Raw genomic sequence first — 24046 nt, forward strand, 5'->3', positions numbered from 1 at the left:
CCCGCGTTGCGGGGAGCGGGGCAAGAACAACACCGGCCGCGTTTCGCGGCCGGCTTCACTTTGAAGAGTCAGAAAAGAATGGCGATCACGCTCTCTGGCGCTCAGGCAATCCCCGGCCCGCCCCTGTCGTCGCGACTGACCCCGGCGCAGGTCTGGGGCATCGTGCTGCTCGCGCCCTATCTGCTCGTTTTCCTTGCTTTCGTCGTCTATCCCGTCTGCTACGGGTTGTGGCTGGCGCGGGCCCCTTCGAATTATGTGGCGCTCTACAACGATCCGATCTTCGCGCGCGCCGCGGTCAACACGCTGATCTTCCTGGTCATCGGCATCAACATCAAGATGTTGATCGCACTGTTCCTGTCCGGCTTCTTCGCCCAGCAGCGCACCTGGATCAAATGGCTTTCGGTGATCTTCATCCTGCCCTGGGCAGTGCCGTCGATCCCGACCATCCTGTCGGTGCGCTTCATGCTCAATCCCGAATGGGGCATGATCAACCACTACATCTTCTCCTTGACCGGCGATGACGGCCCGAACTGGCTGAACGATCCGACCGTGGCGCTGACCATGGCAATCGCCGTGCATATCTGGAAGTCGCTGCCGTTCTGGACGCTGATCCTGATCACCGGGCGCCTCGCGATCTCGCACGATCTGTTCGAGGCCGCCGAGGTCGACGGCGCGAGCTGGTGGCAGAAGTTCCGCTACATCACCTGGCCCTCGATGCAGACGCTCTACGTCACCTGCACGCTGCTCTCGATGATCTGGACGCTCGGCGATTTCAACAGCGTCTATCTGCTCACCGGCGGCGGCCCGGCCGACCTCACGCATGTGCTGGCGACGCTGGGCATCCGCTATCTCCGGCTCGACCAGCTCTCGCTGGCCATGGCATCGATCGTCTGCGCGATGCCGTTCGTCCTGCCGCTCGTGTACTTCATGATGAAACGGTTGTCGCGATGAAGCTCCCCTCCTTGCGCGAAGTCGGAACCGAAGCGCGGCTGCTGCTGATCGGCATTCCCGTCTTCCTGTGGACGATGATCCCGATCTATCACATGTTCCTGTTCGCGATCTCCCCGAAGGAGGACGCGTTCTCGGGCAAGCTGTGGCCGGATCACCCGACGCTGCACAATTTCGAGATCGTCTTCAAACAGCAGCATTACTTCCTGCGCGACTTCTACATCCAGTTCTGGAATTCGACCGTGATCGCGGTCTCCGTCGGCGTGTTGACGCTGTTCATCGCGACTGCAGCGGCGTTCTCGATCTCGCGGCTGAAGGTGCCGGGCGGGCGCACAGTGTTGAACCTCGCGCTCTTCACTTATTTCATCCCCGCGGCATTCCTTGCCGTGCCGATGTACCGCACCATGGGCAATTACGGCCTGCTCAACAATCACTGGTCGCTGATCCTGGCCATGGTGACGATCGCCAGCCCCTACGCGATCTGGGTGCTCAAGCAAGCCTCCGACAAGCTGCCGGTCGAGCTGGACGAGGCCGCCGTCATGGACGGCGCGACGACGCTGCAGATCTTCCGCCTGGTCTACCTGCCGCTGATGATGCCCTCGCTGGTCGCGATCGGCACCTATGCGGTGCTGCTGGCCTGGAACGAATATCTCTACGCCTTCCTGCTGCTCTCGAACGACCGCGAGATCACCCTCCCTGTCGCGCTCGGCAACTTCCTCGCCGCCGACGATTCGCCATGGGAGCTGCTCATGACCACCGGCTTCATCTACGCGCTGCCACCGGCTGCGGTCTATTACGCCTTCCGCCGCTACATGGTGGGCGGGCTGACGGCGGGCGCGGTGAAGTCGTAGCACGAACTGTCATTCCGGGGCGGTGCGTCAGCACCGAACCCGGAATCTCGAGATTCTCAGGTGCGCAATTGCGCACCGTAGTTCGATGCTTCGCATCGCCCCGGAATGACGATCGACTCTACAACGGCGCTGCGCTCTCGCCTTGCGAGCTCGACAGTTTCGAGGCAAGCGAGGCGATGACGATGACGACCGCGATCAGGGCGATCACCAGCGTGCAGATCGCGTTGATCTCAGGCTTCACCCCGAGCCTCACCTCCGAATAGATCCGGATCGGCAGCGTGGCGGAGCCCGGGCCGGTGGTGAAGCTCGCGATCACGAGATCGTCGAGCGAGAGCGTGAAGGCAAGCATCCAGCCGGCAACGATCGCTGGCGCGATCAGCGGCAGCGTCACCGAGAGAAAGGCGCGCACCGGGTCGCAGCCAAGGTCCATGGCCGCTTCCTCCAGCGAGCGATCGAGCGAGCCGAGGCGGGACTGCACGACCACGGCGACGAAGCACATCGTCAGCGTGGTATGGGCGATCGTCACGGTCCAGAAGCCGCGCTCGGCGTTCAGCGCGACGAACAGCAGCAGCAGCGACAATCCGGTGATCACCTCCGGCATCACCAGCGGCGCATAGAGCATGCCGGAGAACAGCGTGCGGCCGCGGAACCTCTCGCCGCGCGACAGCGCCACCGCGGCGAGCGTCCCGAGCAGCGTCGCGATCGTCGCGGAGGCAACCGCGACCCGCAGGCTCATCCAGGCCGCCTCGATCATGGCGCGGTCATTGAAGAACTCGTGATACCAGCGCAGCGACCAGCCGCCCCACACTGTCACCAGGCGCGAGGCGTTGAAGGAATAGATGACGAGGATGAGGATCGGCAGATAGAGGAACGCCAGCCCCAGCGCGAGCGAGGCGATGTTGAAGCGGGACAAGCGGGAGACCTTGCGCATCGCCTCACCGCCCGTGTTCGAGCTGCCGCTTCTGCAGCCGTTCGTACAGCAGCAGCGGCACCAGCAGCACCACCAGCAGCACGATGGCGGCCGCGGACGCAACCGGCCAGTCCCTGTTGGTGAAGAATTCCAGCCACAGGGTCTGGCCGATCATCAGCGAATTGGAGCCGGCCAGAAGGTCCGGGATGACGAATTCGCCGACGATCGGGATGAAGCACAGGAGCACGCCGGCACCGACGCCGGGTAGCGACAGCGGAAAGGTGACGAGCCAGAACACCTGCCAGGGTGGCGCGCCGAGATCGCCGGCCGCCTCCTCCAGCGCCGGCTCCATCTTCGCAAGCGTGGCGTAGAGCGGCAGGATCATGAACGGCAAGTAGGAGTAGACGATGCCGATATACATCGCGCTGTCGGTGGAGAGCCACACCACGGGCCGGCTGACCAGATGCAGCGCCAGCAGGATCTGGTTGAGCAGGCCGTCATGCTGGAGGATGTTGATCCAGGCATAGATGCGGATCAGGAACGAGGTCCAGAACGGCACGATCACCAGCACCATCGCCACCGCCTGCCAGCGCTTCGGCAGCCGCGCCATGCCATAGGCGATGGGATAGCCGATCAGCAGCAACAGCGCGGTCGCGGTGACGGCGACGGTCAGGCTGCGCACATAGGCAAATACATAGATCTCGTCGGACACGAGCAGCTTGAAATTGTCGGCCGAGAGTGCGGCAAAGGCGCCTCTGAGCGCGTCCCATCCCGCCGTCAGGTCGAAGACCGGATCGTAGGGCGGCTGTGCGATCGCCGTCTGCGACAGGCTGATCTTGAGCACGAAGGCGAACGGCACCAGGAAGAACAGCACCATCCAGACATAGGGTGCGATCGCGGCAAAGCGCGCCGGCCGCGCGAAGATACGGCGGGAGCTCATGACGGCAGCACCACGCAGTCGTCGGGCGTGAACCAGGCGACGACGTGCTGGTTCAGGCTGTAGGCGTCGACGTCGATGCGTGCGCTGTTGGCGACCGAGGCCTGCACCGTCCCGCCGGTATCGAGCTTCACCTTGTAGGTGGTGGTGCCGCCGAGATAGCAGATGTCGGCGATGACGCCGTCCAGCCGGTTGATCGCAGTTTCACGACCGGCCTCGCTCACGGGACCGCGGCGCGACAGCTTGACCTTTTCGGGGCGGATCGCGACAGCCAATCTTCCCGCGCCGACCGGCTCGCGCGGCTCGGCCACCACCAGCGCACCCGCATCACGCGTACCGATGACCAGACGGTGACCGTCGCGCAATTTGGACTCGCCGTCGAACAGATTGATGTCGCCGACGAACTCCGCGATCCAGCGCGAGCGCGGCGCCTCGTAGAGCTCGCGGGGGCTCGCGACCTGGGCGAGCTTGCCGGCCTTCATCACGCCGATCCTGCTCGCCATCGTCATCGCCTCCTCCTGATCGTGGGTGACGATGATGAAGGTCATGCCGAGCCGGCGCTGCAGCTCCATCAGTTCGCCTTGCGTGCTCTCGCGCAGCTTCTTGTCGAGGGCTGCGAGCGGCTCGTCGAGCAGCAGCAGTTGCGGCCGGCGCGCCAGCGCGCGGGCCAGCGCCACGCGCTGGCGCTGGCCGCCCGAGAGTTGATCCGGCTTGCGCTTCTCGAGCCCTTCGAGCTTCACCAGTGCGACCATCTCGGCCACGCGGGTGGCGATCTCGGCGCGCGGCATGCCGGCGCGCTTCAGGCCGAAGGCGATGTTGTCTCGCACGGACAGATGCGGGAACAGCGCGTAGTTCTGGAACATCATGTTGATCGGGCGCTCGTGCGGCAGCGCCTGCGCGATGTCCTTGCCGCCGAGCAGGATGCGTCCCTCGTCCGGCGCCTCGAAGCCGGCAAGCATACGCAAGAGCGTGGTCTTGCCGCAGCCGCTGGGACCGAGCAGCGCGAAGAACTCGCCGGCCTTGATGTCGAGCGAGACGCCGTCGACGGCGCGGAACGTCCCGAACGTCCTGGTGACACCCTCGATGCGCAGCAACGGCTGCCCCGCCGCGGGATACGGATCTACCCCGGCCGCATTGGCCGCGGTGTTCGTTCTGGGCAACTCGTCCGTCATGTTCCCTGCCAACCCCGATTCCGCCGCACGCTAGCGGCCGATCGTCCCCAGCTCAACCGGTTCGGGATGAATCGTTTACACCCGTCATGAACGCGGCCAGCGCGTCGCGGTCCGCCGCAGGCATGGTCAGACCGAGCTTGGAACGACGCCACAGGACGTCCTCGGGGAAGCGCGCCCATTCGTGACGCATCAGGTAACGCACCAGGCCGCGACCCACCGCATCGCGCGCGAGGCTGACACCGTTCAGGCCGCCGCCGATGATCGCGAGATCGTAATCCGCCATGAAGCCGTCGAATGGGAGCGAAGCACTCCCATAACTAGCCGGTCTTCAGCGCAAGCTCCATCGCTTCGGCGCGACCGACGAGGCCGGCATATTTCCCGATCGGCAGCGGCTTGCCGAGCAGATAGCCCTGCACGCCGTCGCAGCCCTCCTTGGCGAGGAAGGCGAGCTGGTCCACCGTCTCGACGCCTTCGGCGATGATCGACATATCGAGGCCGTGGCCGAGATCGATCACCGCGCGCACGATTGCCGCCGATTGCGGGTTGCGGCCGAGATTGATGATGAAGGCGCGGTCGATCTTGATCTTGTCGAACGGGAACGCCTGGAGGTAGCTCAGCGAGGAGTAGCCGCTTCCGAAATCGTCCATGGAGATGCGCACGCCGAGCGCCTTCAGGCGGCGCAGCAGCGCAAGGCCGCGATCGAAATCCTCGATCAGCACGCCCTCGGTGATCTCGAGCTCGAGCCGGCCCGGTGCAAGGCCCGTCTCGATCAGGATCGAATGGACCAGTCCGACCACGTCACCGTGCATGAACTGCGCCGGCGAAAGATTGACCGCGACCTGGAGCGGCTTCGGCCAGGACGCCGCCTCGCGGCAGGCCTCGCGCAGGATCCACTCGCCCATCTCGACGATCAGGCCGCTCTCCTCGGCGATCGGAATGAATTCGGCGGGCGAAACCTGGCCGCGCACCGGATGCTGCCAGCGCGCCAGCGCCTCGAAGCCGATGATCTCGCTCTCGGCGACGCTGTGGCCCGCCGCCCCCTGCGGCTGGAAGGCGAGCGAGAGCTCGCCGTTCTTGACCGCCATCGAGAGGTCCTGATGCAGCACGCGGCGATCACGGATCTGCTGGTCCATCTCCGGCTGGTAGAGGCTGATCGTGCCGCGCGACTTCTGCTTGGCGCGGAACAGCGCCGCGCCGGCATTGGCGAGCAGCGAGGCGCCATCGGTGCCATTGTGCGGGAAGACCGACATGCCCGTGGTGATGCCGGCGCGGACCGGCCGGCCGTCGATCTGGAATTCCCGGGCGACGGCTTCGCCGATCTGCCGCGCCAGTGCGAGGCCCGCCTCAGGCTGCTTGCCGTCGATGATCAGGCCGAACTCGTCGCCGGACAGGCGCGCCACCACGCCGCCACGCGCGGAGTCCTGGAGCCGATGGGCCACCTCGATCAGGAGCTTGTCGCCGAGCGCATGGCCGAAGACGTCGTTGACCTCCTTGAGGCCGTCGAGATCGACGCAGAGGACGGCGAACTCCTCGCCGGTGCCTTCGCAGGCCTCGATCATCTGGGTCAGTGCCTGCAGGAAGGCGGCGCGGTTCGGCAGGTCGGTCAGGCCGTCATGATAGGCCATGTGCGCCATGCGCGACTCGGTCTGCCGGCGGTCGGTGACGTCCTCGTGGGTCTTGATCAGATATTGCGGCTCGCCGGCATCATTGAGCACGGTGGCGCGGCGGGTCAGGAACAGCCGCAGGCCGTCCTTGGTGGAGATCGGATGCTCCTCGGTGATCATCCCGCGCTTCTTGATCGCGGCCTCGTCGCGGGCGATGATCAGCCTGGCTTCTTTGGCGTTGAAGATGTCGGAGGCCGTCAGGCCGGTGGTTTCCTCGCGCCTGCGGTTGAGGATCGTCTCCGCGCTGCGGTTGGCGAGCAGATAGCGGCCGTCCTTGACCTGTTCCACGATCAGCGCAACCGGGATGTTGTCGACCACGAGCTCGAGGAACTTCTTGGTGCTCTCCAGCTCCTGCGACAGCGAGCGGCGGTCGGTGATGTCCTCGAACACGATGAGCAGAAATTCGGGCTTGTTGCTCTCGTTGCGGACCACGATCCGGATCGAGGCGACCATGCGCCGCGCACCGGCACGGTCGACCTCGAACTCATTGCGATATTGGCCATCCGGCGAATTGAGCGCCGCCTGGTCGGCCGCCTCGATGCTGGACGCCGAGTTCGGCGCAAACAGCTCCCGCGCGTTCCTGCCGACGGCGAAGTCCCGCGACAAACCCCAGAACCGCTCATAGGCGCTGTTCGCGAAGATGTAGCAGCCGTCCATGTTCTTGGCTGCCACGCAGGCCGGCACATGGTCCAGCACCGATTCCAGGAATTGCTTGGTCGAGGCAAGCTGCCGCGACAGCTTGCGCTGCTCGCTGACGTCGAGATGCGTCGCCACCGAGCCGCCGTTCGGCAGCACGAAGAATTTCACCAGGATGGCCCGACCGTCCGGCAGTTCGGTGATCAGGCCGTTTGGGCTTGCCGCCTTCTCGTAGAACTCGTCATCGGACGCGCCGCCGAGCACGCCGCGCCGGCGTCGCAGCTCGAGCAGCTCGCGGCCGTTCATGCTGGCCCGGATATCCGACCGTGTCAGGCCATAGATCTCGAGATAGCGGTCGTTGCAGAAGATGACGCGGCTCTGTGCATCCGTCATCACCACGCCCTGATTGAGATTGTTCATGGCAGAGGAAATGAAGGCGTTGCGCCGCAACTGCAAACGTCTGGTCTGGCGCAGCGAGGAATGGATCCACAGCGCGATCGCGGCGAGGAACGAGCACACGACGATAACCGCAATCAGGGCTTCCCAGATGACGTTGGGATCGAGCTTGGTGAGATCGCCCGGAGCAGAGCTGTCCGATAGCGCAAAAGCACGCGCAGGCGTGACCGCACCGGCCAGGCATACGACGGCCTGCACAGCAATCAGAAGCGTGCTGCCCACGTGCCAGTTCTTCTCAGCCATCAGCCACCCGCGATTTCAACGTTGGATTGTCTGGCCTCGCGGGTTTGGATCGGGTAAACGCCTGTAGGCGCAACAGAAAAATGTGACGCTAGAATCGGCAATTGCCCTGACATGATAAATGCTTGCTTAACGGAAAACGGGCCCCCGCCCTCGTTCTCGGCTCCAGTGCCACCGGCGCTTCCAGCGGACATCCTGCACAACCATGGATAGGGTCGATTGCATCGTCATCGGAGCCGGCGTGGTCGGGCTCGCGGTGGCCCGGAAGCTCGCCCAGGCCGGGCGCGAGGTCATCGTGCTCGAGGCAGCCGAGGCCATTGGCACCGTCACCTCCTCGCGCAACAGTGAGGTGATCCATGCCGGTATCTACTACCGCGCCGGGAGCTGGATGGCGCGCATGTGCGTCGGCGGCAGGCACGCGCTCTACCGCTACTGCGCCGAACGCGGCGTCCCCCACAAGAATTGCGGCAAGCTGATCGTCGCGACCAATGCGAAGGAAACCGAGAAGCTGCAATCGATCAAGGCGCATGCCGAGGCCAATGGCGTGCTCGACATGCAGCTGCTCACGGGTGAGGCCGCGCGGGCGCTGGAGCCGGCGCTCGCCTGCGATGCTGCGCTGCTGTCACCGTCAACGGGCATCATCGACAGCCACGCCTACATGCTTTCGCTGCGCGGCGAGGCCGAGGACGCCGGCGCGGCGTTCGCGTTTCACACCCCGCTGATCCGCGCCAAGGCGACTGCCGGCGTCATCGAGGTCGAGGCCGGCGGCGAGGCGCCGATGACGCTGCAATGCAGCCTCCTCGTCAACGCCGCGGGGCTGTCGGCGACGAATGTCGCGCGCAACGTCGACGGCATGCCGCTGGACCGGATTCCTCCGGCCTATCTCGCCAAGGGAAACTACTTCAGCTGCAACGCCAAGGCACCGTTCTCGCGCCTGATCTATCCGGTGCCCGAACCCGGCGGGCTAGGGGTCCATCTGACGCTGGACATGGCAGGACAGGCGCGTTTCGGGCCCGACGTCGAATGGATCGAGACGATCAACTACGAGGTCGATCCGTCACGCGCCGAGCGCTTCTATCCGGCGATCCGCAAATACTGGCCGACGCTGCCCGATGGCGCGCTGATGCCGAGCTATTCGGGCATCCGCCCGAAGATCGTTCCGCCGGCTGTGGCCACTCAGGACTTTTTGATTCAGGGCCCGCGCGACCACGGCGTTGCAGGCCTGATCAACCTGTTCGGTATCGAATCCCCAGGATTGACGTCGTCGCTCGCGATCGCCGATCACGTCGCCGAGCTCGCAGACATCCAGAGCGTTTTGGAGCGAGGTGAATAACGGTTCGCGTCGAGAAACGACGTCCCGGCAAAGCTGGCGCCAGGCAAACATCTTGCGCCACCTTGCAGCAGGGATGAGCACGAATGCTCTCATCCCTGCGTGGAAGGATGTGATCAACTCTACGGTGTTACGGGGGTCATTAGTGGAGCGTGTCGCCGTGCTTCAGACGCTCGATCTGGTCCTTGACCATCAACTTCCGGCGCTTCAACTCAACAATTTGCAGGTCGTCTGTTGAAAGGTGCACGAGAGCGTCATGCAATTCGTTTTCGAGAAGTTTGTGCTTCCGTTCCAATTCAACAAGATGTGCCTGAATTGTCATTCGAAACCTCCTCGGTAGGGTTGAACCTCAGGATTCGATCCGGACGATTAAGTCTACATCACCGATTCATCCTGTCGATGGGTATCCGTCGTCGCAGTGTCATTTTTGAAAGTTCATATGTAACGAAGCGTGACTAAGGGAACCGCGCGGGAAAAATCCATGATATCAATGCGCCTGCGCAACACCGCGTCGGCCTGCAGAAATATGTTGCGGGAGACCGGCGAGCGAGGATCGCAGATCGCTTGCGATCACGCCGCGCAAGGACGATAATTTCCACAGGGCATCCACAGCCTTAATCTCACGCTTATCGGTTTTCGGCCACCGCAGACATGACCAATGAAGACGAGCGTGAGCTCGAAGCCGAGCTCACCCGGTTGCAGCAGGAACACCGAGATCTGGACGCCGCGATCGATGCACTGCATCAATCGCCCGCCCCCGACCTATTGCGGTTACAGCGGTTGAAGAAGCGCAAGCTGTTGTTGCGTGATCGCATCGCGTTCATCGAAGACCAGATTACCCCCGACATCATCGCCTGATCCGTGAGCCGGCCTGCGCCGCGCGCTCACCCACATGAATCCGCTTGACTCAATTAGAACAAAATAGGAACATTTCGAAGCGCCCAATTCTCCGAAAAGGCCAAAGCCCACGGCACGAGGACAACGCAAATGTCGGCAACGCCCCTTCTCGACAACAGCCATTATGAACAGGCCTGCGACCAGGCGATCGCGATGTGCGACGGCAATCTGCGCAGCACCATCAAGGCGCTGATCATGGCCAATGAATATCTGGAAGCCGAGCTGGAGGAATTGCAGGCGGCGATTTCCGCCGGCTGCATTCCGGAGACCTCGCGCAGCAAGATGCGGAGCAAGAGCAGCGCCGCCTGATTTTCAACACTGGAGCAACGCCATGTCGGATGTGACCTACTACGTTGCAATGCCCTTTTTGATCGACGCCGACGGCTCGCCGGTCGCCGGCGCTGCCGAGGAATGCCAGACCTCGACCGCCGCGTTGCGGCGCGCCGAGATATTGGCCCACGGTGCCGGCCACGTCGGCGCGGTCGCGTTCAGCCGCAGCGGCGATCCCGCCACCGGCGAATTCGGCGACGCCAGGCTGCTGCGCAAATTCGGCAACGTGCCGGAAGATCTGGGGACACTGTAAGTTCAGCTGCTGACCAGCCTGATCCCCGGCTCGTGCCGCCGACGCGCCTTGCGCACGTACATGGCGGCATCCGCCTCCTCCAGGGCGCGGCCTGCGTCGGATTGCGCCCCCAGCAGCGCGACGCCGGCGGAAGCGCCCGCGGTCACGTGTTGGCCGCGAAAGACGAAGGACAATTCGTCGATCGCCTGCTCGAAGGCTGCGGCCTTCGCCTTGGCGTCGGTCTCGCTGAGATTCCAGAGCAGCAGCGCGAACTCGTCGCCCCCGAGCCGGCCGACCACGTCGGAGGCGCGGACCTGTCGTGTCAGCGTGGCGACGATCGCCTTGAGCACCTCGTCGCCGGCGGCATGACCGAACGAATCGTTGATCGGCTTCAGCCGATCGACGTCGAGCACGATCAGTGCCCCGCTGGCGCGGTAGCGCTTCATATAGGCGATGGCGCGCGCGAGCTCGCGCTCGAAGCCGCGCCGGTTGGGAATGTCGAGCAGGAAATCGGTATCGGCCGCAGCTTCCAGTTCCGCGACCCGGCGCTGCGCCTGCTTGAGCTTGGCTCGCAAGCTCCGGACTATCGCCCTGACGTTTTCCTTGGCTCCGCCATCGCCCGAGACGGCGCGCCGCGGCGGCTTCGCCGGTCGCTCGGTCAGCCGTTTGGGGGTGGATCGGCCGGCGCTGGTCTTCCGGCCATTTTTTTTGGCCTTCGCAGCACTCGCCCTTTTTGGTTTCTTCATGGGCATCCTGCTCAATGAAGGCTTGCGGGGATTCACCAAGACAGGATAGTGGATTCCCTTCTCCTTGCCACCGCCTTGCGAGCCGCCGGCCGGAACCGTAAATCTGGCCTATCTTTCTGTTTTTCCGGGCACAATTGACGTCATGACCGCGCCGATCGCCATCATCATGGGAAGCCAGTCGGACTGGGACACGATGCGGCATGCCGCCGACACGCTTGATGCACTCGGCATTGCCGCCGACAGCCGAGTCGTCTCGGCACATCGCACGCCCGACCGGCTGTTTGCTTTCGCCAAGGGCGCCAAGGCTGCAGGTTACAAGGTCATCATTGCCGGCGCCGGTGGCGCCGCACATCTGCCCGGCATGGCGGCGGCGCTGACGGAACTTCCGGTATTCGGCGTTCCCGTCGAATCCAAGACGCTCAAGGGCGTCGATTCGCTCTATTCGATCGTCCAGATGCCAGCGGGTGTCCCGGTCGGCACCCTCGCCATCGGCAAGGCCGGCGCGATCAATGCCGCGCTGCTTGCAGCCGCCGTGCTGGCATTGTCCGACCCGGCCCTGTCCGATCGCCTCGCCGCCTGGCGCAAGGCGCAAACCGAGGCGGTCGCCGAGCGCCCGGAGGACAAGGCGTGACCGGCACCAGGCATGTGAAGCTGAAGCCCGGTGACACCATCGGAATCCTCGGCGGCGGACAATTGGGCCGGATGCTGGCCATGGCTGCGGCCCGGCTCGGCCTGCGCTGCCAGGTGTTCTCGCCCGATCCGGACTCGCCGGCTTTCGACGTCGTGCTGAACGCGACCTGCGCCGAATATGCCGATGTCGAAGCGCTCGAGCTGTTCGCGAACGACGTCGACGTCATCACCTATGAATTCGAGAACGTGCCCGCGGCAGCCGCGATGGTGCTGGATGCGCGCCGACCCGTGCTGCCCAACCGGAAGATCCTCGAGACCACCCAGGACCGTCTTGCCGAGAAGGATTTCGTCACGCGGCTCGGCATCGGAACCGCAGCCTATGCCGACGTCACCTCCGTCCCCTCCCTGCGCGAGGCGATCGCCAGGATCGGCCTTCCGGCCGTGCTGAAAACCCGCCGCTTCGGTTATGACGGCAAGGGCCAGGTCATCATCCGCGACGGCGACGACATCGCGAAGGTGTGGACCAGCCTCGCCACCAAATCGGCGATCCTGGAGGCCTTCGTGCCGTTCGAGTGCGAGATTTCCGTGATCGCCGCGCGCTCGGCCGCAGGCGAGGTCGAGTGTTTCGACGTCACCGAGAACGAGCACCGCGACCACATCCTGAAGATATCGCGCGCGCCCGCGCCGATTCCGGATGCGCTCGCCGAGGAAGCGCGCAGCATCGCCGGAAAGATCGCAGGCGCGCTCGACTATGTCGGCGTGCTCGCCGTCGAGATGTTCGTGCTCGCCAATGGCACCGGACCGAAGGTGCTGGTCAACGAGATCGCTCCGCGCGTGCACAATTCCGGGCACTGGACGCTCGATGGCGCCTCGGTCTCGCAGTTCGAGCAGCACATCCGCGCCATCGCCGGCTGGCCGCTCGGCAAGCCCGTGCGCCACGGCGAAGTCGTCACCATGACCAACCTGATCGGCGACGAGATCAACGATTACGAAAGATGGCTGAGCGTGCCGGGCGCGACCGTGCACATCTACGGCAAGGGTGCACCGCGCCCCGGCCGCAAGATGGGCCATGTCACCGAAGTCCGGCCGCCAAAGGGCGAATGAGGGGACCGCGGCTGCTGGCCGCGATCCCGTTTTGCGATCACGCCGTCTTCACACCCGCAACGACGCCGGCGGGCTCCTCGCTGAGCCAGCGATAGACCACCCCGCCCAGCGCGCCGCCGATCAGCGGTGCAACCCAGAACAACCAGAGCTGCGACAGCGCCCAGCCGCCGACGAACAGTGCCGGGCCCGTGCTGCGCGCCGGGTTCACCGAGGTGTTGGTGACGGGAATGCTGACGAGATGGATCATCACCAGCGCGAGCCCGATCGCGAGCGGTGCGAAGCCCGCCGGTGCGCGGCCATGGGTGGCGCCCATGATGATGAACAGGAACATCATGGTCATCACCACCTCCGTGAGGAAGCACACGATCATGCTGTACTGGCCAGGGGAATGCGCATCATAGCCGTTGGAGGCAAAGCCCTTGCTGACGTCGAATCCGGGCGCCCCGCTCGCGATGACATAGAGGAGCCACGCGGCAACGACCGCGCCCGCCACCTGGGCGATCACGTAGGGCAGGATCTGGCCCGCCGGAAAGCGGCCGCCGGCGGCAAGGCCGACCGTGACGGCCGGATTGAGATGGCAGCCGGAGATATGCCCGATCGCATAGGCCATGGTGACGACGCTCAAGCCGAATGCGAGAGAGACACCGACCAGTCCGATACCAACCTGCGGGAAACCGGCCGCGATCACCGCGCTGCCGCAACCGGCGAATGTGAGCCAAAAAGTACCGATGGCTTCGGCGGCGTATTTTTTCATGCCCATGTGGCATCTCCCCTGATTTCAGCTCCGGATCAACTTCCGGAAACGGCCCGCCTTCTGGCACGAAACCACCCAAATTGGGACCGTTCAGAGGTATTTTCGCCGCATTTAATGGCCGAACTTGGCCCGAAAACCCGCTTGGCCGGTGGACATCCAAGGTTTTGTCTGATACATCCGCGCGCTCAAGGCTAAGGGCGCCCGGCTTTTTGCTATCCCCTTTGACTTACCAGAATTCAAATCCGATCCACCTAAAGAGGATGCCGCGTGCAGGTTCTCGTTCGCGATAACAATGTTGATCAAGCCCTCAAGGCGCTGAAGAAGAAGATGCAGCGCGAGGGCATTTTCCGCGAGATGAAGCTCCGCGGTCATTACGAGAAGCCGTCCGAAAAGAAGGCCCGCGAAAAGGCCGAAGCCGTGCGCCGTGCGCGCAAGCTGGCTCGCAAGAAGCTGCAGCGCGAAGGCCTGCTGCCGATGAAGCCGAAGCCGGTGTTCGGCGCAGGCCCCGGCGGTGATCGCGGCGGTCGTGGAGGCCCCGGTGCAGGTCCGCGCGGACCGCGCTGATTTGCCGAACCTTTTAAGATCTCGGTTTTCGATGACGCGGGCCCTTGGCCCGCGTTATTGTTTGTGAGCGGTGCCTTCGCGGGACGGGGCACGACCGATGCGGCGTTAGAGCGCGATAAGATTGGATGAATGGTCATCGCACTTTAGGTAATTGTTTGAGCACGATCTCCGCGAAAACGCGTTCCGCGTTTGTCGCGAGAGGAAACCGCGGCACACTCTTCCGGATCCTGCTCTAGCGCGAGCGAACCGTAGATGGCTTCCCCTTTACCTCAGCGCGGCTTGGCGTGGCGACGCCGGATCTGGCAGCAGCCGCTCGCGCTGACCTTGATGGGGTTCGCGCTGTGCGGCTGCTCTTTCGATCTGGGATCGCTGATCCCGGAGAAGGAGAAACCTCAGGAGGCACCGAAGGCGGCAGCGCCCGCCGAGAGCGCGGTGAGCGCCAGCAACGTCACCGAAGCTCAGGCCCACACCGCAAAGGCCCAGGCCCTGGCGAAGTCGGGCGAGACCGCGGCAGCGCTGGACGAGTTCAATCGCGCGGTCGGGCTCGATCCCTACAATGCGCAGGCACTTTATGGCCGCGCCCTGATCTACCAGAGCAAGAACCAGCACGACTTCGCGATTGCCGATTTCAGTGCCGCGAGCGGGCTCAACCCGCAGAAGGTCGAGCCTCTGCTCGGCCGCGCCATCAGCCATCTCGCGCTCGGCAAGGTCAAGGAGGCCACAGCCGATCTCGATGAAGCCTCCGAGGCCGATCCGCACAACGCCCAGGTCTGGACCGCGCGCGGGCAGGCCTACGAGCGGCTGGGCGACAGGGCCAAGGCGGCGGCGTCCTACACCAGGGCCGTCGCGCTTCGTCCACGCGATGACGCCGCCCGCAGCGGTCTTACCCGCGTCGGCGGCTGACGGTTTCGGCGCAGCCTTAATCGGGGGTGGCGCTCTTCGGCAGAACGGCGTTGAACATCGACTTCATGCCCGACAGCATCTCGTCGGCGACATTGGTCTTCTTCGGCCGCGGCATGGAGGCACCAGCATCCGCGCGCAGGTCGAGCGGCGGCGGGATCACCGGCACGGGAATGTCAGCCGGTGGCGTCACCCGATTCGGATCGTCGTTGCCGATCGAGGCGGTGTAGGGCGGATTGAAGCTACCATTGCCATACGCCTCCGGTGAGGGTGTCGATACCGAGATCGGCGGCGGCAACGGACGGACCGTGGACGGCTCCATACCAACGACCCGCGGGCCCTCCGGCGTGCGGGCGGCCTCCCGCACCGCAGGCTCCGCCGGCCTTTCGGCCGGCTTGGCCTCGGACGACCTGCCCTCGGATGACCTGCCCTCGGCAGGCTTGGTTTCGGAAGATCTGGCCTCAGCGGACCTGCCCTCAGGCGACTTGCGCAGGCGCTCGATCGCAGCACGTACGAGATCGTTGGCATCAGGGGTTGCTGCGGTCGGGGCGGCAGCAGCCGGCGCCGAATTGGCCTCGACCACCGGCGCAGCGGGAGCAGGTGCGGTGACGGCTGGGCTGGGCGTGGACTTGGCGACCGCCTTTTCACGGGCGGAGGGCTTGGCGCGCGGGCTGGTCTCGGCCGGCGCCACGTCCGGAGCCTTCTCTGCGGCCTTGTCAGCCCCCTTCGGCTCGGCGACCGGGTGATGATCGGCTGCCGGCTTGTCGGTTACGCTCTTCTCGGAGATGCCCTTGGCCTTGACGCCGGGCCCAGGGAGGTTGGCGACATCAGCAGGCTTGCCGTTCTGGCCGGCATCGGCGGGCGCAACCACGGCTGCGGGGGCATCGGCCGCCGGCTTGGCGTTGATGTAATGATTAACGATGTACGCCCCGATGATCGTCGCGAGCACCGAGGGGAAAATATCCATCGAGATTTTAGCGAGGTATTTCAGCATTTCTCGGCCACTCCCCGCGCGATCAGATGCGGGAACTTTAGGGCATTGTGAGGGATCAACTGCGACGGATCAATGGCAAAGGGTAACGCCGGACTTACGGCTTCAGCTCGATTTCAAGGAACACGATCTCAGTTGAGGTTTCGTTAAGTACGTCATGTTGGACGCCGGCCTTGCGGAAGTAGGATTTTCCGGCCGCGAGCTGCGCCTTGGACCGTTCGCCACTGGGCGCCACGATGGTCATCTCGCCGGCGGCGACGGGAACAATCACATAATCCATCCCGTGGGTGTGATGCCCGGTGGCGCTGCCCGGGGCGAGCCGCCATTCGGTCACCCGGACCTGCTCGTTGTCGATCTGAACCTCGGACTTGGCGGCAAGCATCGGAACTCTCCTTTTGCACTTCAGGGCACGAAAACCATGAACACGTAGACGGCAAATACCACCATATGCACCAGTCCGAACAGGACATTGGTCCTGCCCGTGCCGAAGGTCAGCATGCTCAGGAAGAAGGTCAGCAGCAAAAGCACGCTGCCCTGGGCGCTGAGGCCGAGCTCGAGCTCCTTGTCGAGCGCGTAGGTGGCGACGCCGACGGCAGGGATCGTCAGACCGATGGTCGCCAGCGACGAGCCGAGCGCAAGGTTGATGCTCTTCTGGAGATCGTTCCTGCGGGCCGCCGCGATGGCCGCGACGCCCTCGGGCATCAGGATCAGCAGCGCGACCAGAAGGCCGGCGAAGGCCGATGGCGCGCCGATCCTGGCGCCGACGGCATCGACCACAAGCGAGAATTTCTTCGCCAGCAGCACGACCGCCAGAAGCGAGACCAGGAGCAGCGCCACGGTGAGCGCGAGCGCCCCGGCCGACGGGTGCACCTCCCCGCCCTCGCCCTCGGCCCGTTCATGCACGAAGTAATCCTTGTGCAGGACGGTCTGGGTGTAGAGAAACACCCCGTACAGCGCGAGCGTGACCACGTCGACGAAGCCGAGCTGAACCGCCGAATAGACCGGCCCCGGCGTGGTCGTGGTGTAGTTCGGCAGGATCAGCGTGATGGTCGCGAGCGCGAACAGCACGCTGAGATAGACGTTGGCCCCTGAGAGCTGGAAGCCCTGCTCGCGATAGCGCAGGCCGCCGATGAAGATGCAGAGGCCGACGAGACCGTTGCAGACGATCATGACGACGGCGAATACGGTGTCGCGCGCCAGTGCCGGGGCAGGCTTGTCGCCCAGCATGATCGTGGTGATCAGCGCGACCTCGATGATGGTCACCGAGAGCGTCAGCACCAGCGTGCCATAGGGTTCGCCGACCCGTTCCGCGATCACCTCGGCATGATGAACCGCGGCGAACACGGTGCCGAACAGGATGACCAGAAGGACGATGGCGAAGACGAGTCCGGCAAACGACAGCGTGAACACATAATCCGTCGCGCTGACGGCTGCGAACAACAGCACGGCCAGCGCCGGAAAGACCCAGGCCGACCGGGGCATCGGATTATGCGCGCTCATCCACCGGCTCCAGTCCCAGCATGATCCGGAAAACTTTGTTGCGGTTCTTCGATAAGATCATGTGCAACCGAGAAACGCGAGCTGCGATGAAAATTCATCGCAACTCGGCCGAGCAGTAGCAAATCGGCCGGCAGATTCAATGCCAGTGCAGGATCGGGGCGACCGGCAGCAGCGTCAGCAGCAGGAACAGGGGGATCAGCACGATACCCGCGCGCACGAGATAGCCGAAGAAGCTCGGCATCTCGATGCCGTTCTCGCTGGCGATGCTGCTCACCATGAAGTTCGGCGCGTTGCCGATATAGGTGAGCGCTCCCATGTAGACGGCCCCCATCGAGATCGAGGCAAGCGTACCCGAGAGCTCGTGCATCAGCACCTGCGGGTCGCCGCCGGCGAGCTCGAAGAACAACAGATAGGTCGGAGCATTGTCGAGGAACGCGGACATCAGGCCGGTGAACCAGAAATAGGCGACCTCGCGCGGCGCGCCGTCCGGCCCCGTTACGGCGGACAGCAGCCATGCGAACGCACCGTGATGGCCGGCATTGAGCATGGCAATGACCGGAATGATGGCGACGAAGATGCCGGCGAACAGCTTTGCGACCTCGCGGATGGGCTCCCAGGTGAAGCCGTTGGCCTGCCTGTGCTCGTCCGGCGTCAGCCACACCGACAGCGCCGCAATGGCCAGCAGCGCCAGATTGCGGACGACGTCCTCCAGGTCCAGCTTGGTGCCGAGAATGTCGAAGGCTACGCCGGGCTTCCACATTGCCGAGGCCAGCAGGCTCGCGACGATGGCCGCGATCAGCACCAGATTGACGAGGCCGCGGATGCGGACCGGCTGCGCTGGGCCGGTGTCACCGAGCGGCTCGCTCCGGAAATGCCAGACGTCGACGGCGATGAAGATCGCGAGCAGCAGTCCGGCCACGATCGCGGTCTGCAACCAGAGGGCCCGCGTGGTCCAGAAGAAGTCGACGCCGTGCAGGAAGCCGACGAAGAGCGGGGGATCGCCGAGCGGGCTCAGCGCGCCGCCGACATTGGCAACCAGGATGATGAAGAAGATGACGACATGGATGTTGTGACGCCGCAGCCGGTTGGCACGGATCAAGGGGCGGATCAGGATCATCGCGGCACCCGTGGTGCCGACGACGCTCGCCCCCAACGTGCCAAGCGCGAGGATGCCGGCGTTGGTCGCCGGCGTCGCCTTGATGTCCCCGGTGATGAGGACGCCCCCGGCAACGACATAGAGCGAGAACAACAGCACGATGAAGCCGAGATATTCGGCGAGCACGGCGTGAACGAGCGCCGCCAGCGTCGCCATGCCGCCGGCGAAGATGACGAGCGAGGCGAGCGCCAGCAGCGACCAGGCCGCGGCGATCTTGCCGTAATGGTGGTGCCAGAATTTTGCGAACAGCAGCGGCCCCAGAGCGATCGACAGCAACAGGCCGGCAAAGGGCAGCGCATAGGGCCAGCGCATCGCCGCGCCGTCGAGCCCGGTCGCGGCCCACGCCTGATGCGGCAACAATGTCAGGATGGCGGCGAGGGTCTGGCTGCAGAGCCGCGTGACGAGCCGTTTAGGATCCAATGAACTGCCTTGCCTTTTCGACCGCACCGAAGGCGTCGAGATTGTCGTGTCCGCCGCCTGCAAAGCGAACGAACTGCTTCGGTTCGCGCGCGAGCGCGAACAGACGCTCCCCGAACATAATCGAAATGGCAAGGTCATTGGTGCCATGCATCACCAACAGCGGCACCGTGACGCGCGCGATCCGTTCGTCGGAACGAAACTGGTCGCGCATCAGAAGGCGCACCGGCACGAAGCGGAATGCCAGTGCGGCGATGTCGACCGTCGAGGTATAAGGCGCCTCCAGGATCAGCCTGCCGACCGGGTGTTCGGATGCGAGCGCAACCGCCACGCCCGTCCCGAGCGAAAAGCCCCAGATGACGATTCGTTCCACTCCATAGCGCGCAGTGGTGAAGGCATAGGCGGCTGCGGCATCGCGCAGCAGGCCCTGTTCGCTCGGTGCCCCGCTCGAGCCGGCATAGCCGCGATAGGACAGGGCAACGAGGCCGGTGCCGTCGGCGGTCATCGCCTTGAAACGGCTGACGCGGCCGGCGAGAAAATCGCCGTTGCCGGGGAAGTACAGGATCACGGGACGATTTGGCTTGGCCGGCACGTGCCAGACGACGATTTTCTCGCCGTCCGACGTGGTCAGCATGTGCTCTTCCGCCTCGGGAAGGCCGGCGGCATCCGGTGCTGTGCGGCCGACGGGCGGGATCGGAAACAGCATCTCGCGCTGCCGGACATACAGCATGAGCAGACCGGCGCAATAGACGGTCACCAGCGCAATGGCGATCCACTTGACGATGGTCATCATTGCGCGGCCCGCCTCTCGATTGAGGCTAGGGCTTGCGACGGCTCCGCAGCAATTTCATGACATCGGGCCGGAGGCTCGCCGGAACATCGCGGCAACCGCACGCCACCTTGTGGGCGGCGTGCCATTTGACGCGCTGCTCGCGCGTCGCATTGGGCGGCATGGGATGGGACCGGTGCCATTCCCTGCTGATGGCCACGGTTCGCGCGCCTCGCGCTACATCGCCTTGACGATGTTCTCGGTGACCTTCTTGGCGTCGCCGAGCAGCATCATGGTGTTGTCGCGATAGAACAGCGGATTGTCGATGCCCGCGTAACCAGAGGCGAGCGAGCGCTTGATGAACATCACGGTGCCGGCCTTCCAGACCTGGAGCACCGGCATGCCGTAGATCGGCGAGGACTTGTCCTCTTCGGCCGCCGGGTTGGTGACGTCGTTGGCGCCGATCACGAAGGCGATGTCGGCCTGCGCGAATTCGGAGTTGATGTCCTCGAGCTCGAACACCTCGTCATAGGGCACGTTGGCCTCGGCGAGCAGCACGTTCATGTGGCCGGGCATGCGGCCGGCCACCGGGTGAATGGCGTATTTCACCTCGACGCCTTCCTTCTTCAGGACGTCGGCCATTTCGCGCAGCGCGTGCTGGGCCTGCGCCACCGCCATGCCGTAACCGGGCACGATGATGACCTTGGAGGCGTTCTTCATGATGAAGGCTGCGTCGTCCGCCGAACCGAGCTTGGCCGGCTTCTGCTCACCGGTTCCCCCACCCGCCGCGGCGGTCTCGCCGCCGAAGCCGCCGAGGATGACCGAGATGAAGGACCGGTTCATCGCGTGGCACATGATGTAGGACAGGATCGCGCCGGAGGAGCCGACCAGCGCGCCGGTGATGATCAGCGCGGAATTGCCGAGCGTAAAGCCGATGCCGGCCGCGGCCCAGCCGGAGTAGGAGTTCAGCATCGAGATCACGACCGGCATGTCGGCGCCGCCGATCGGGATGATCATGAGCACGCCGAGCGCCAGCGCGAGGATGACGATCATCCAGAAGTCGAACGCGCTGCCTGACAGCACGAGGCCGACGATGAAGAACACCAGCGCCAGAGCCAACGCGATGTTGATGATGTGGCGGAACGGCAGGAGGATCGGAGCGCCGCTCATGCGCGCCGACAGCTTCAGGAACGCGATCACCGAGCCGGTGAAGGTCAGCGCGCCGATGGCGACGCCGAGCGACATCTCGACCAGGCTCTGCGGATGGATGTTGCCGGGGGTCCCGATGCCGAAGGCCTCCGGCGCGTAGAACGCGCCGGCCGCGACCAGCACTGCGGCCATGCCGACCAGCGAGTGGAAGGCGGCGACCAGTTCCGGCATCGAGGTCATCGGCACGCGGCGGGCGATCACCGCGCCGACGCCGCCGCCGATCGCAACCGCGAGGATGACGAGGATCCACGCGACGCCGTCGGCCGGCGGATGGCTTGCGAGCGTGGTGGCGACCGCGATCGCCATGCCGATCATGCCGAACAGATTGCCCTGGCGCGACGATGCCGGGCTCGACAGCCCGCGCAGCGACAGGATGAACAGCACCCCCGCCACGAGATACAAGAATGCAGAGAGATTGGCGCTCATCTCAGGTCCCCATTGATCCCTTCAGCCCGAGGTGGCCGCTCACTTCGACTTCTTCTTGTACATCGCCAGCATGCGCTGGGTGACAAGGAAGCCGCCGAAAATGTTCACACAAGCGAAGACGAGCGCGACGAAGCCGAAGCCGCGCGCCCAGCCCGAGCCGCTCGAAATCATGCCGACCCCGACCGCGAGCAGCGCGCCGACCACGATCACCGAGGAGATCGCGTTGGTGACGCTCATCAGCGGCGTATGCAGCGCCGGCGTCACCGACCAGACGACGAAATAGCCGACGAAGACGGCGAGGACGAAGATCGACAGCTGGAAGATGAAGGGGTCGACGACCTGTGCAACATGCTCCATGGCTTCTCTCCTTACGCCTTCGGCTGGAAGTTCGGGTGGATGACGGCACCGTCCTTGGTCAGCGCGGTGGCCTTGACCAGTTCGTCGTCCCAGTTGACGGCGAGCTTCTTCTCTTTCTTGTCGACCATGGTCTCGATGAAGGAGAACAGATTGCGGGCATAGAGGCTGGAAGCCGAAGCCGCGACGCGGCCGGCGACGTTGGTGTAGCCGACGATCTTGATGCCATCGAGGTCGACGACCTCGCCCGGCTTCGCACCCTCGACATTGCCGCCGCGCTCGACGGCGAGATCGACCAGCACCGAACCCGGCTTCATCGACTTGACCATGTCGGCGCTGACGAGCTTCGGGGCCGGCCGGCCCGGAATCAGCGCGGTCGTGATCACGATGTCCTGCTTCTTGATATGCTCGGCAGTGAGCGCGGCCTGCTTGGCCTGGTACTCCTTGGACATTTCCTTGGCGTAGCCGCCGGCGGTCTGTGCGTTCTTGAACTCCTCGTCCTCGACCGCGAGGAATTTGGCGCCGAGCGATTCGACCTGCTCCTTGGTGGCGGGGCGCACGTCCGTGGCCGTGACGACGGCGCCGAGGCGGCGCGCGGTTGCGATCGCCTGGAGGCCGGCGACGCCGACGCCCATCACGAACACCTTGGCCGCAGGCACGGTGCCGGCGGCCGTCATCATCATCGGGAAGGCGCGGCCGAAGGCCTCGGCGCCCTCGATCACGGCGCGGTAGCCGGCGAGGTTCGCCTGCGAGGACAGCACGTCCATCACCTGCGCGCGGGTGATGCGCGGCATCAGCTCCATAGCGAATGCGGAGATGCCGGCATCGGCCATCGTTTTGAGCGCGGCATCGTTGCCGTAGGGATCCATGATCGCGATGACGAGCGCGCCGCGCTTGTACTGCGCGAGCTCGGACGCCTCGGGGCGCTTCACCTTGATGATGATGTCGGCATCCTTCAGCGCGTCGGCGCTGACGGTGGCGCCCGCGGCGGTGAACTCGGAATCAGGCAGGCCCGACTTGAGGCCGGCGCCCGGCTCGACAGCGATCTCGGCGCCCAACGCCTTGAACTTCTTCACCGTATCAGGCGAAGCGGCGACGCGCGGCTCCGACGGATCGATTTCCTTGGCAACGGCGATCTTCATGAGCCCTCCGGCGACGCGGGAAAAGCGCGCACGCGAACTTAGCGTTACTCCCGCAACGTTGGATACCGGTTTTCAATCCGGCTTAGATGCAAATTTTGTGGGCACCGACGACGCTGGCGGTGCGGCAGGCGATGGATCAGGTGAGGAAGATCGCCATCAGGATCACGATGAACGCGACCGAGACCGTGCCGTACTTCACCAGTTTGATGAAGCCCTCATAGGTCTGCTCGTGGGCAACATAGTCGTTGCCGTCGGCGGTGGTGTACGCCACTTCACTATGGTCAGCCATGGATGTCCCCAGTCGAAAGTCGAATTCTCGGGCTGGGATACCTTAAAGATTTGAACAGGGCAACGGCACCGAGGTGGGGTTTTTCCGCAAATCGGGTCATTTGGAATTCCAATTGTCGCGGATCCAGCGCGCAAGGCTCTCCTCACTGACTTCGCCGGCAGCAAGTGAGAGGATGATCGCCGTCGCCTCCGCAGGATCGGGACTGAAGGCCGCGCCGTTCTTGTGCAGGAAGACCATCATCGCCATGAAGGCAATGCGCTTGTTTCCATCGACGAATGCATGGTTCTTCGCGAGACCAAACGCGTAGGCTGCGGCGAGTTCATCCAGTGGAGCCTGCTCGTAGCGCCATTTGTTGATCGGCCGGTCCAGCGCCGATCGCAGCATGCCGTCATCGCGTAGCCCCGGCGCACCGCCAAAACGGCGAAGCTGGCGGCTGTGAATTGCGACAGCCTGCTCATACCACAGCGGCTCTTGAGGCTCGCTCATCCGGTC

The 24046-nt window shown here is 64.5% G+C and carries 29 protein-coding genes; 11 read left to right on the forward strand and 18 right to left on the reverse strand.

Annotated features, from left to right (window positions below; all coding sequences use genetic code 11):
- Window positions 1-78 precede the first annotated feature (78 nt).
- Both ACSHT2_RS15465 and ACSHT2_RS15470 read left to right on the forward strand, forming a co-directional pair.
- A complete protein-coding gene (locus tag ACSHT2_RS15465) occupies window positions 79-951 on the forward strand; it encodes a carbohydrate ABC transporter permease (protein ID WP_319331565.1) in 873 nt (290 codons plus the stop codon).
- Window positions 948-1799, forward strand: coding sequence for a carbohydrate ABC transporter permease (locus ACSHT2_RS15470; protein WP_028178649.1), 852 nt, complete (start codon window positions 948-950; stop codon window positions 1797-1799). The genes ACSHT2_RS15465 and ACSHT2_RS15470 overlap by 4 nt, the downstream gene beginning before the upstream one ends.
- Before the next feature lie 118 nt (window positions 1800-1917).
- On the opposite strand, the gene ACSHT2_RS15475 is transcribed toward ACSHT2_RS15470, so the two are convergent.
- The 5 genes from ACSHT2_RS15475 to ACSHT2_RS15495 are packed head-to-tail and all read right to left on the reverse strand — an operon-like array spanning window position 1918 to window position 7817.
- Window positions 1918-2730: an ABC transporter permease gene (locus ACSHT2_RS15475; protein WP_440642317.1), complete on the reverse strand. Its 813-nt coding sequence runs from the start codon at window positions 2728-2730 to the stop codon at window positions 1918-1920.
- 4 nt (window positions 2731-2734) lie between these two features.
- Window positions 2735-3649, reverse strand: coding sequence for an ABC transporter permease (locus tag ACSHT2_RS15480; protein WP_440642318.1), 915 nt, complete (start codon window positions 3647-3649; stop codon window positions 2735-2737).
- Window positions 3646-4818, reverse strand: coding sequence for an ABC transporter ATP-binding protein (locus tag ACSHT2_RS15485; protein ID WP_440642319.1), 1173 nt, complete (start codon window positions 4816-4818; stop codon window positions 3646-3648). The genes ACSHT2_RS15480 and ACSHT2_RS15485 overlap by 4 nt, the downstream gene beginning before the upstream one ends.
- 52 nt (window positions 4819-4870) lie before the next feature.
- Window positions 4871-5101 (reverse strand): hypothetical protein, encoded by a 231-nt coding sequence (locus tag ACSHT2_RS15490; RefSeq protein ID WP_440643052.1) that lies wholly within the window; start codon window positions 5099-5101, stop codon window positions 4871-4873.
- 34 nt (window positions 5102-5135) lie between these two features.
- A complete protein-coding gene (locus ACSHT2_RS15495; protein WP_440642320.1) occupies window positions 5136-7817 on the reverse strand; it encodes a sensor domain-containing protein in 2682 nt (893 codons plus the stop codon).
- 202 nt (window positions 7818-8019) lie between these two features.
- On the opposite strand from ACSHT2_RS15495, the gene ACSHT2_RS15500 reads away from it, so the two are divergent.
- Complete coding sequence (locus tag ACSHT2_RS15500) at window positions 8020-9147, forward strand: NAD(P)/FAD-dependent oxidoreductase (RefSeq protein ID WP_440642321.1); 1128 nt, start codon at window positions 8020-8022, stop codon at window positions 9145-9147.
- A gap of 139 nt (window positions 9148-9286) precedes the next feature.
- Here ACSHT2_RS15500 and ACSHT2_RS15505 read toward each other — a convergent pair whose 3' ends face one another.
- Window positions 9287-9466, reverse strand: coding sequence for a YdcH family protein (locus ACSHT2_RS15505; RefSeq protein ID WP_028138361.1), 180 nt, complete (start codon window positions 9464-9466; stop codon window positions 9287-9289).
- 329 nt (window positions 9467-9795) lie between these two features.
- Between ACSHT2_RS15505 and ACSHT2_RS15510 the strand changes: the two genes are divergently transcribed.
- The 3 genes from ACSHT2_RS15510 (at window position 9796) to ACSHT2_RS15520 (ending at window position 10624) form a co-directional block, all read left to right on the forward strand.
- Entirely contained in the window at window positions 9796-10002 is a 207-nt protein-coding gene (locus tag ACSHT2_RS15510; protein ID WP_008546179.1) for a YdcH family protein, read from the forward strand.
- 129 nt (window positions 10003-10131) lie between these two features.
- Window positions 10132-10350 carry a hypothetical protein gene (locus ACSHT2_RS15515; protein ID WP_124162847.1) on the forward strand — a complete coding sequence of 73 codons (219 nt, stop codon included), beginning with the start codon at window positions 10132-10134 and terminating at the stop codon, window positions 10348-10350.
- Between the two features lie 22 nt (window positions 10351-10372).
- Window positions 10373-10624: a hypothetical protein gene (locus tag ACSHT2_RS15520; protein ID WP_440642322.1), complete on the forward strand. Its 252-nt coding sequence runs from the start codon at window positions 10373-10375 to the stop codon at window positions 10622-10624.
- A gap of 2 nt (window positions 10625-10626) precedes the next feature.
- Here the strand turns inward: ACSHT2_RS15520 and ACSHT2_RS15525 are convergent, their stop codons facing one another.
- Window positions 10627-11265 (reverse strand): GGDEF domain-containing protein, encoded by a 639-nt coding sequence (locus tag ACSHT2_RS15525; RefSeq protein ID WP_440642849.1) that lies wholly within the window; start codon window positions 11263-11265, stop codon window positions 10627-10629.
- Between ACSHT2_RS15525 and ACSHT2_RS15530 the strand changes: the two genes are divergently transcribed.
- The 3 genes from ACSHT2_RS15530 (at window position 11207) to ACSHT2_RS15540 (ending at window position 13083) form a co-directional block, all read left to right on the forward strand.
- Window positions 11207-11398, forward strand: a complete 192-nt coding sequence (locus ACSHT2_RS15530) for a hypothetical protein (RefSeq protein ID WP_440643053.1) — start codon at window positions 11207-11209, stop codon at window positions 11396-11398. The two genes, ACSHT2_RS15525 and ACSHT2_RS15530, sit on opposite strands and share 59 nt — an antisense overlap.
- A 93-nt stretch (window positions 11399-11491) precedes the next feature.
- Window positions 11492-11980 carry a 5-(carboxyamino)imidazole ribonucleotide mutase gene (purE, locus tag ACSHT2_RS15535; protein WP_319331575.1) on the forward strand — a complete coding sequence of 163 codons (489 nt, stop codon included), beginning with the start codon at window positions 11492-11494 and terminating at the stop codon, window positions 11978-11980.
- Entirely contained in the window at window positions 11977-13083 is a 1107-nt protein-coding gene (locus ACSHT2_RS15540; RefSeq protein ID WP_440642323.1) for a 5-(carboxyamino)imidazole ribonucleotide synthase, read from the forward strand. The genes purE and ACSHT2_RS15540 overlap by 4 nt, the downstream gene beginning before the upstream one ends.
- 37 nt (window positions 13084-13120) lie before the next feature.
- Here the strand turns inward: ACSHT2_RS15540 and aqpZ are convergent, their stop codons facing one another.
- Window positions 13121-13843 (reverse strand): aquaporin Z, encoded by a 723-nt coding sequence (gene aqpZ / locus ACSHT2_RS15545; RefSeq protein WP_440642324.1) that lies wholly within the window; start codon window positions 13841-13843, stop codon window positions 13121-13123.
- 261 nt (window positions 13844-14104) lie between these two features.
- Between aqpZ and rpsU the strand changes: the two genes are divergently transcribed.
- Together rpsU and ACSHT2_RS15555 are read left to right on the forward strand one after the other, a co-directional pair.
- Window positions 14105-14401, forward strand: coding sequence for a 30S ribosomal protein S21 (gene rpsU / locus ACSHT2_RS15550; RefSeq protein WP_008546194.1), 297 nt, complete (start codon window positions 14105-14107; stop codon window positions 14399-14401).
- Window positions 14402-14653: 252 nt separating this feature from the next.
- A complete protein-coding gene (locus ACSHT2_RS15555) occupies window positions 14654-15304 on the forward strand; it encodes a tetratricopeptide repeat protein (protein ID WP_440642325.1) in 651 nt (216 codons plus the stop codon).
- Between the two features lie 16 nt (window positions 15305-15320).
- Here ACSHT2_RS15555 and ACSHT2_RS15560 read toward each other — a convergent pair whose 3' ends face one another.
- The 10 genes from ACSHT2_RS15560 to ACSHT2_RS15605 form a co-directional block, all read right to left on the reverse strand.
- Window positions 15321-16295 carry a hypothetical protein gene (locus ACSHT2_RS15560; RefSeq protein ID WP_440642326.1) on the reverse strand — a complete coding sequence of 325 codons (975 nt, stop codon included), beginning with the start codon at window positions 16293-16295 and terminating at the stop codon, window positions 15321-15323.
- 94 nt (window positions 16296-16389) lie between these two features.
- Window positions 16390-16674, reverse strand: a complete 285-nt coding sequence (locus tag ACSHT2_RS15565; protein ID WP_124162840.1) for a cupin domain-containing protein — start codon at window positions 16672-16674, stop codon at window positions 16390-16392.
- 20 nt (window positions 16675-16694) lie between these two features.
- Window positions 16695-17792 carry a calcium:proton antiporter gene (locus ACSHT2_RS15570; protein ID WP_440642327.1) on the reverse strand — a complete coding sequence of 366 codons (1098 nt, stop codon included), beginning with the start codon at window positions 17790-17792 and terminating at the stop codon, window positions 16695-16697.
- 136 nt (window positions 17793-17928) lie between these two features.
- Window positions 17929-19368 (reverse strand): sodium:proton antiporter, encoded by a 1440-nt coding sequence (locus tag ACSHT2_RS15575; RefSeq protein WP_440642328.1) that lies wholly within the window; start codon window positions 19366-19368, stop codon window positions 17929-17931.
- Window positions 19358-20155 (reverse strand): alpha/beta hydrolase, encoded by a 798-nt coding sequence (locus ACSHT2_RS15580; protein ID WP_440642850.1) that lies wholly within the window; start codon window positions 20153-20155, stop codon window positions 19358-19360. The genes ACSHT2_RS15575 and ACSHT2_RS15580 overlap by 11 nt, the downstream gene beginning before the upstream one ends.
- Window positions 20156-20371: 216 nt before the next feature.
- A complete protein-coding gene (locus ACSHT2_RS15585; RefSeq protein ID WP_319331584.1) occupies window positions 20372-21769 on the reverse strand; it encodes an NAD(P)(+) transhydrogenase (Re/Si-specific) subunit beta in 1398 nt (465 codons plus the stop codon).
- A gap of 39 nt (window positions 21770-21808) precedes the next feature.
- Entirely contained in the window at window positions 21809-22126 is a 318-nt protein-coding gene (locus tag ACSHT2_RS15590) for a proton-translocating transhydrogenase family protein (protein WP_440642329.1), read from the reverse strand.
- Window positions 22127-22137: 11 nt separating this feature from the next.
- On the reverse strand, window positions 22138-23265 hold the full coding sequence (locus tag ACSHT2_RS15595) for a Re/Si-specific NAD(P)(+) transhydrogenase subunit alpha (RefSeq protein ID WP_440642330.1): 1128 nt from the start codon (window positions 23263-23265) through the stop codon (window positions 22138-22140).
- Window positions 23266-23401: 136 nt separating this feature from the next.
- The gene (locus ACSHT2_RS15600) at window positions 23402-23554 is read right to left on the reverse strand and encodes an aa3-type cytochrome c oxidase subunit IV (protein WP_440642331.1); all 153 of its coding nucleotides are present in this window, start codon (window positions 23552-23554) and stop codon (window positions 23402-23404) included.
- 96 nt (window positions 23555-23650) lie between these two features.
- Window positions 23651-24040 (reverse strand): type II toxin-antitoxin system death-on-curing family toxin, encoded by a 390-nt coding sequence (locus ACSHT2_RS15605; RefSeq protein WP_440642332.1) that lies wholly within the window; start codon window positions 24038-24040, stop codon window positions 23651-23653.
- Window positions 24041-24046 lie beyond the last annotated feature (6 nt).

This window comes from Bradyrhizobium sp. PUT101 (assembly GCF_052043945.1).
GTDB lineage: Bacteria > Pseudomonadota > Alphaproteobacteria > Rhizobiales > Xanthobacteraceae > Bradyrhizobium.

Bases quoted from the DNA above. Each gene is read 5' to 3' on its own strand.
- ACSHT2_RS15475 (WP_440642317.1), bottom strand. From the start codon at position 2,730: ATGCGCAAGGTCTCCCGCTTGTCCCGCTTCAACATCGCCTCGCTCGCG.
- ACSHT2_RS15495 (WP_440642320.1), bottom strand. From the start codon at position 7,817: ATGGCTGAGAAGAACTGGCACGTGGGCAGCACGCTTCTGATTGCTGTG.
- ACSHT2_RS15505 (WP_028138361.1), bottom strand. From the start codon at position 9,466: ATGACAATTCAGGCACATCTTGTTGAATTGGAACGGAAGCACAAACTT.
- ACSHT2_RS15480 (WP_440642318.1), bottom strand. From the start codon at position 3,649: ATGAGCTCCCGCCGTATCTTCGCGCGGCCGGCGCGCTTTGCCGCGATC.
- ACSHT2_RS15520 (WP_440642322.1), top strand. From the start codon at position 10,373: ATGTCGGATGTGACCTACTACGTTGCAATGCCCTTTTTGATCGACGCC.
- ACSHT2_RS15500 (WP_440642321.1), top strand. From the start codon at position 8,020: ATGGATAGGGTCGATTGCATCGTCATCGGAGCCGGCGTGGTCGGGCTC.
- ACSHT2_RS15570 (WP_440642327.1), bottom strand. From the start codon at position 17,792: ATGAGCGCGCATAATCCGATGCCCCGGTCGGCCTGGGTCTTTCCGGCG.
- ACSHT2_RS15560 (WP_440642326.1), bottom strand. From the start codon at position 16,295: ATGCTGAAATACCTCGCTAAAATCTCGATGGATATTTTCCCCTCGGTG.
- ACSHT2_RS15580 (WP_440642850.1), bottom strand. From the start codon at position 20,155: ATGACCATCGTCAAGTGGATCGCCATTGCGCTGGTGACCGTCTATTGC.
- ACSHT2_RS15465 (WP_319331565.1), top strand. From the start codon at position 79: ATGGCGATCACGCTCTCTGGCGCTCAGGCAATCCCCGGCCCGCCCCTG.
- ACSHT2_RS15590 (WP_440642329.1), bottom strand. From the start codon at position 22,126: ATGGAGCATGTTGCACAGGTCGTCGACCCCTTCATCTTCCAGCTGTCG.
- ACSHT2_RS15555 (WP_440642325.1), top strand. From the start codon at position 14,654: ATGGCTTCCCCTTTACCTCAGCGCGGCTTGGCGTGGCGACGCCGGATC.
- ACSHT2_RS15470 (WP_028178649.1), top strand. From the start codon at position 948: ATGAAGCTCCCCTCCTTGCGCGAAGTCGGAACCGAAGCGCGGCTGCTG.
- ACSHT2_RS15605 (WP_440642332.1), bottom strand. From the start codon at position 24,040: ATGAGCGAGCCTCAAGAGCCGCTGTGGTATGAGCAGGCTGTCGCAATT.
- ACSHT2_RS15600 (WP_440642331.1), bottom strand. From the start codon at position 23,554: ATGGCTGACCATAGTGAAGTGGCGTACACCACCGCCGACGGCAACGAC.
- ACSHT2_RS15595 (WP_440642330.1), bottom strand. From the start codon at position 23,265: ATGAAGATCGCCGTTGCCAAGGAAATCGATCCGTCGGAGCCGCGCGTC.
- purE (WP_319331575.1), top strand. From the start codon at position 11,492: ATGACCGCGCCGATCGCCATCATCATGGGAAGCCAGTCGGACTGGGAC.
- ACSHT2_RS15565 (WP_124162840.1), bottom strand. From the start codon at position 16,674: ATGCTTGCCGCCAAGTCCGAGGTTCAGATCGACAACGAGCAGGTCCGG.
- ACSHT2_RS15515 (WP_124162847.1), top strand. From the start codon at position 10,132: ATGTCGGCAACGCCCCTTCTCGACAACAGCCATTATGAACAGGCCTGC.
- ACSHT2_RS15585 (WP_319331584.1), bottom strand. From the start codon at position 21,769: ATGAGCGCCAATCTCTCTGCATTCTTGTATCTCGTGGCGGGGGTGCTG.
- ACSHT2_RS15485 (WP_440642319.1), bottom strand. From the start codon at position 4,818: ATGACGGACGAGTTGCCCAGAACGAACACCGCGGCCAATGCGGCCGGG.
- aqpZ (WP_440642324.1), bottom strand. From the start codon at position 13,843: ATGGGCATGAAAAAATACGCCGCCGAAGCCATCGGTACTTTTTGGCTC.
- ACSHT2_RS15510 (WP_008546179.1), top strand. From the start codon at position 9,796: ATGACCAATGAAGACGAGCGTGAGCTCGAAGCCGAGCTCACCCGGTTG.
- ACSHT2_RS15490 (WP_440643052.1), bottom strand. From the start codon at position 5,101: ATGGCGGATTACGATCTCGCGATCATCGGCGGCGGCCTGAACGGTGTC.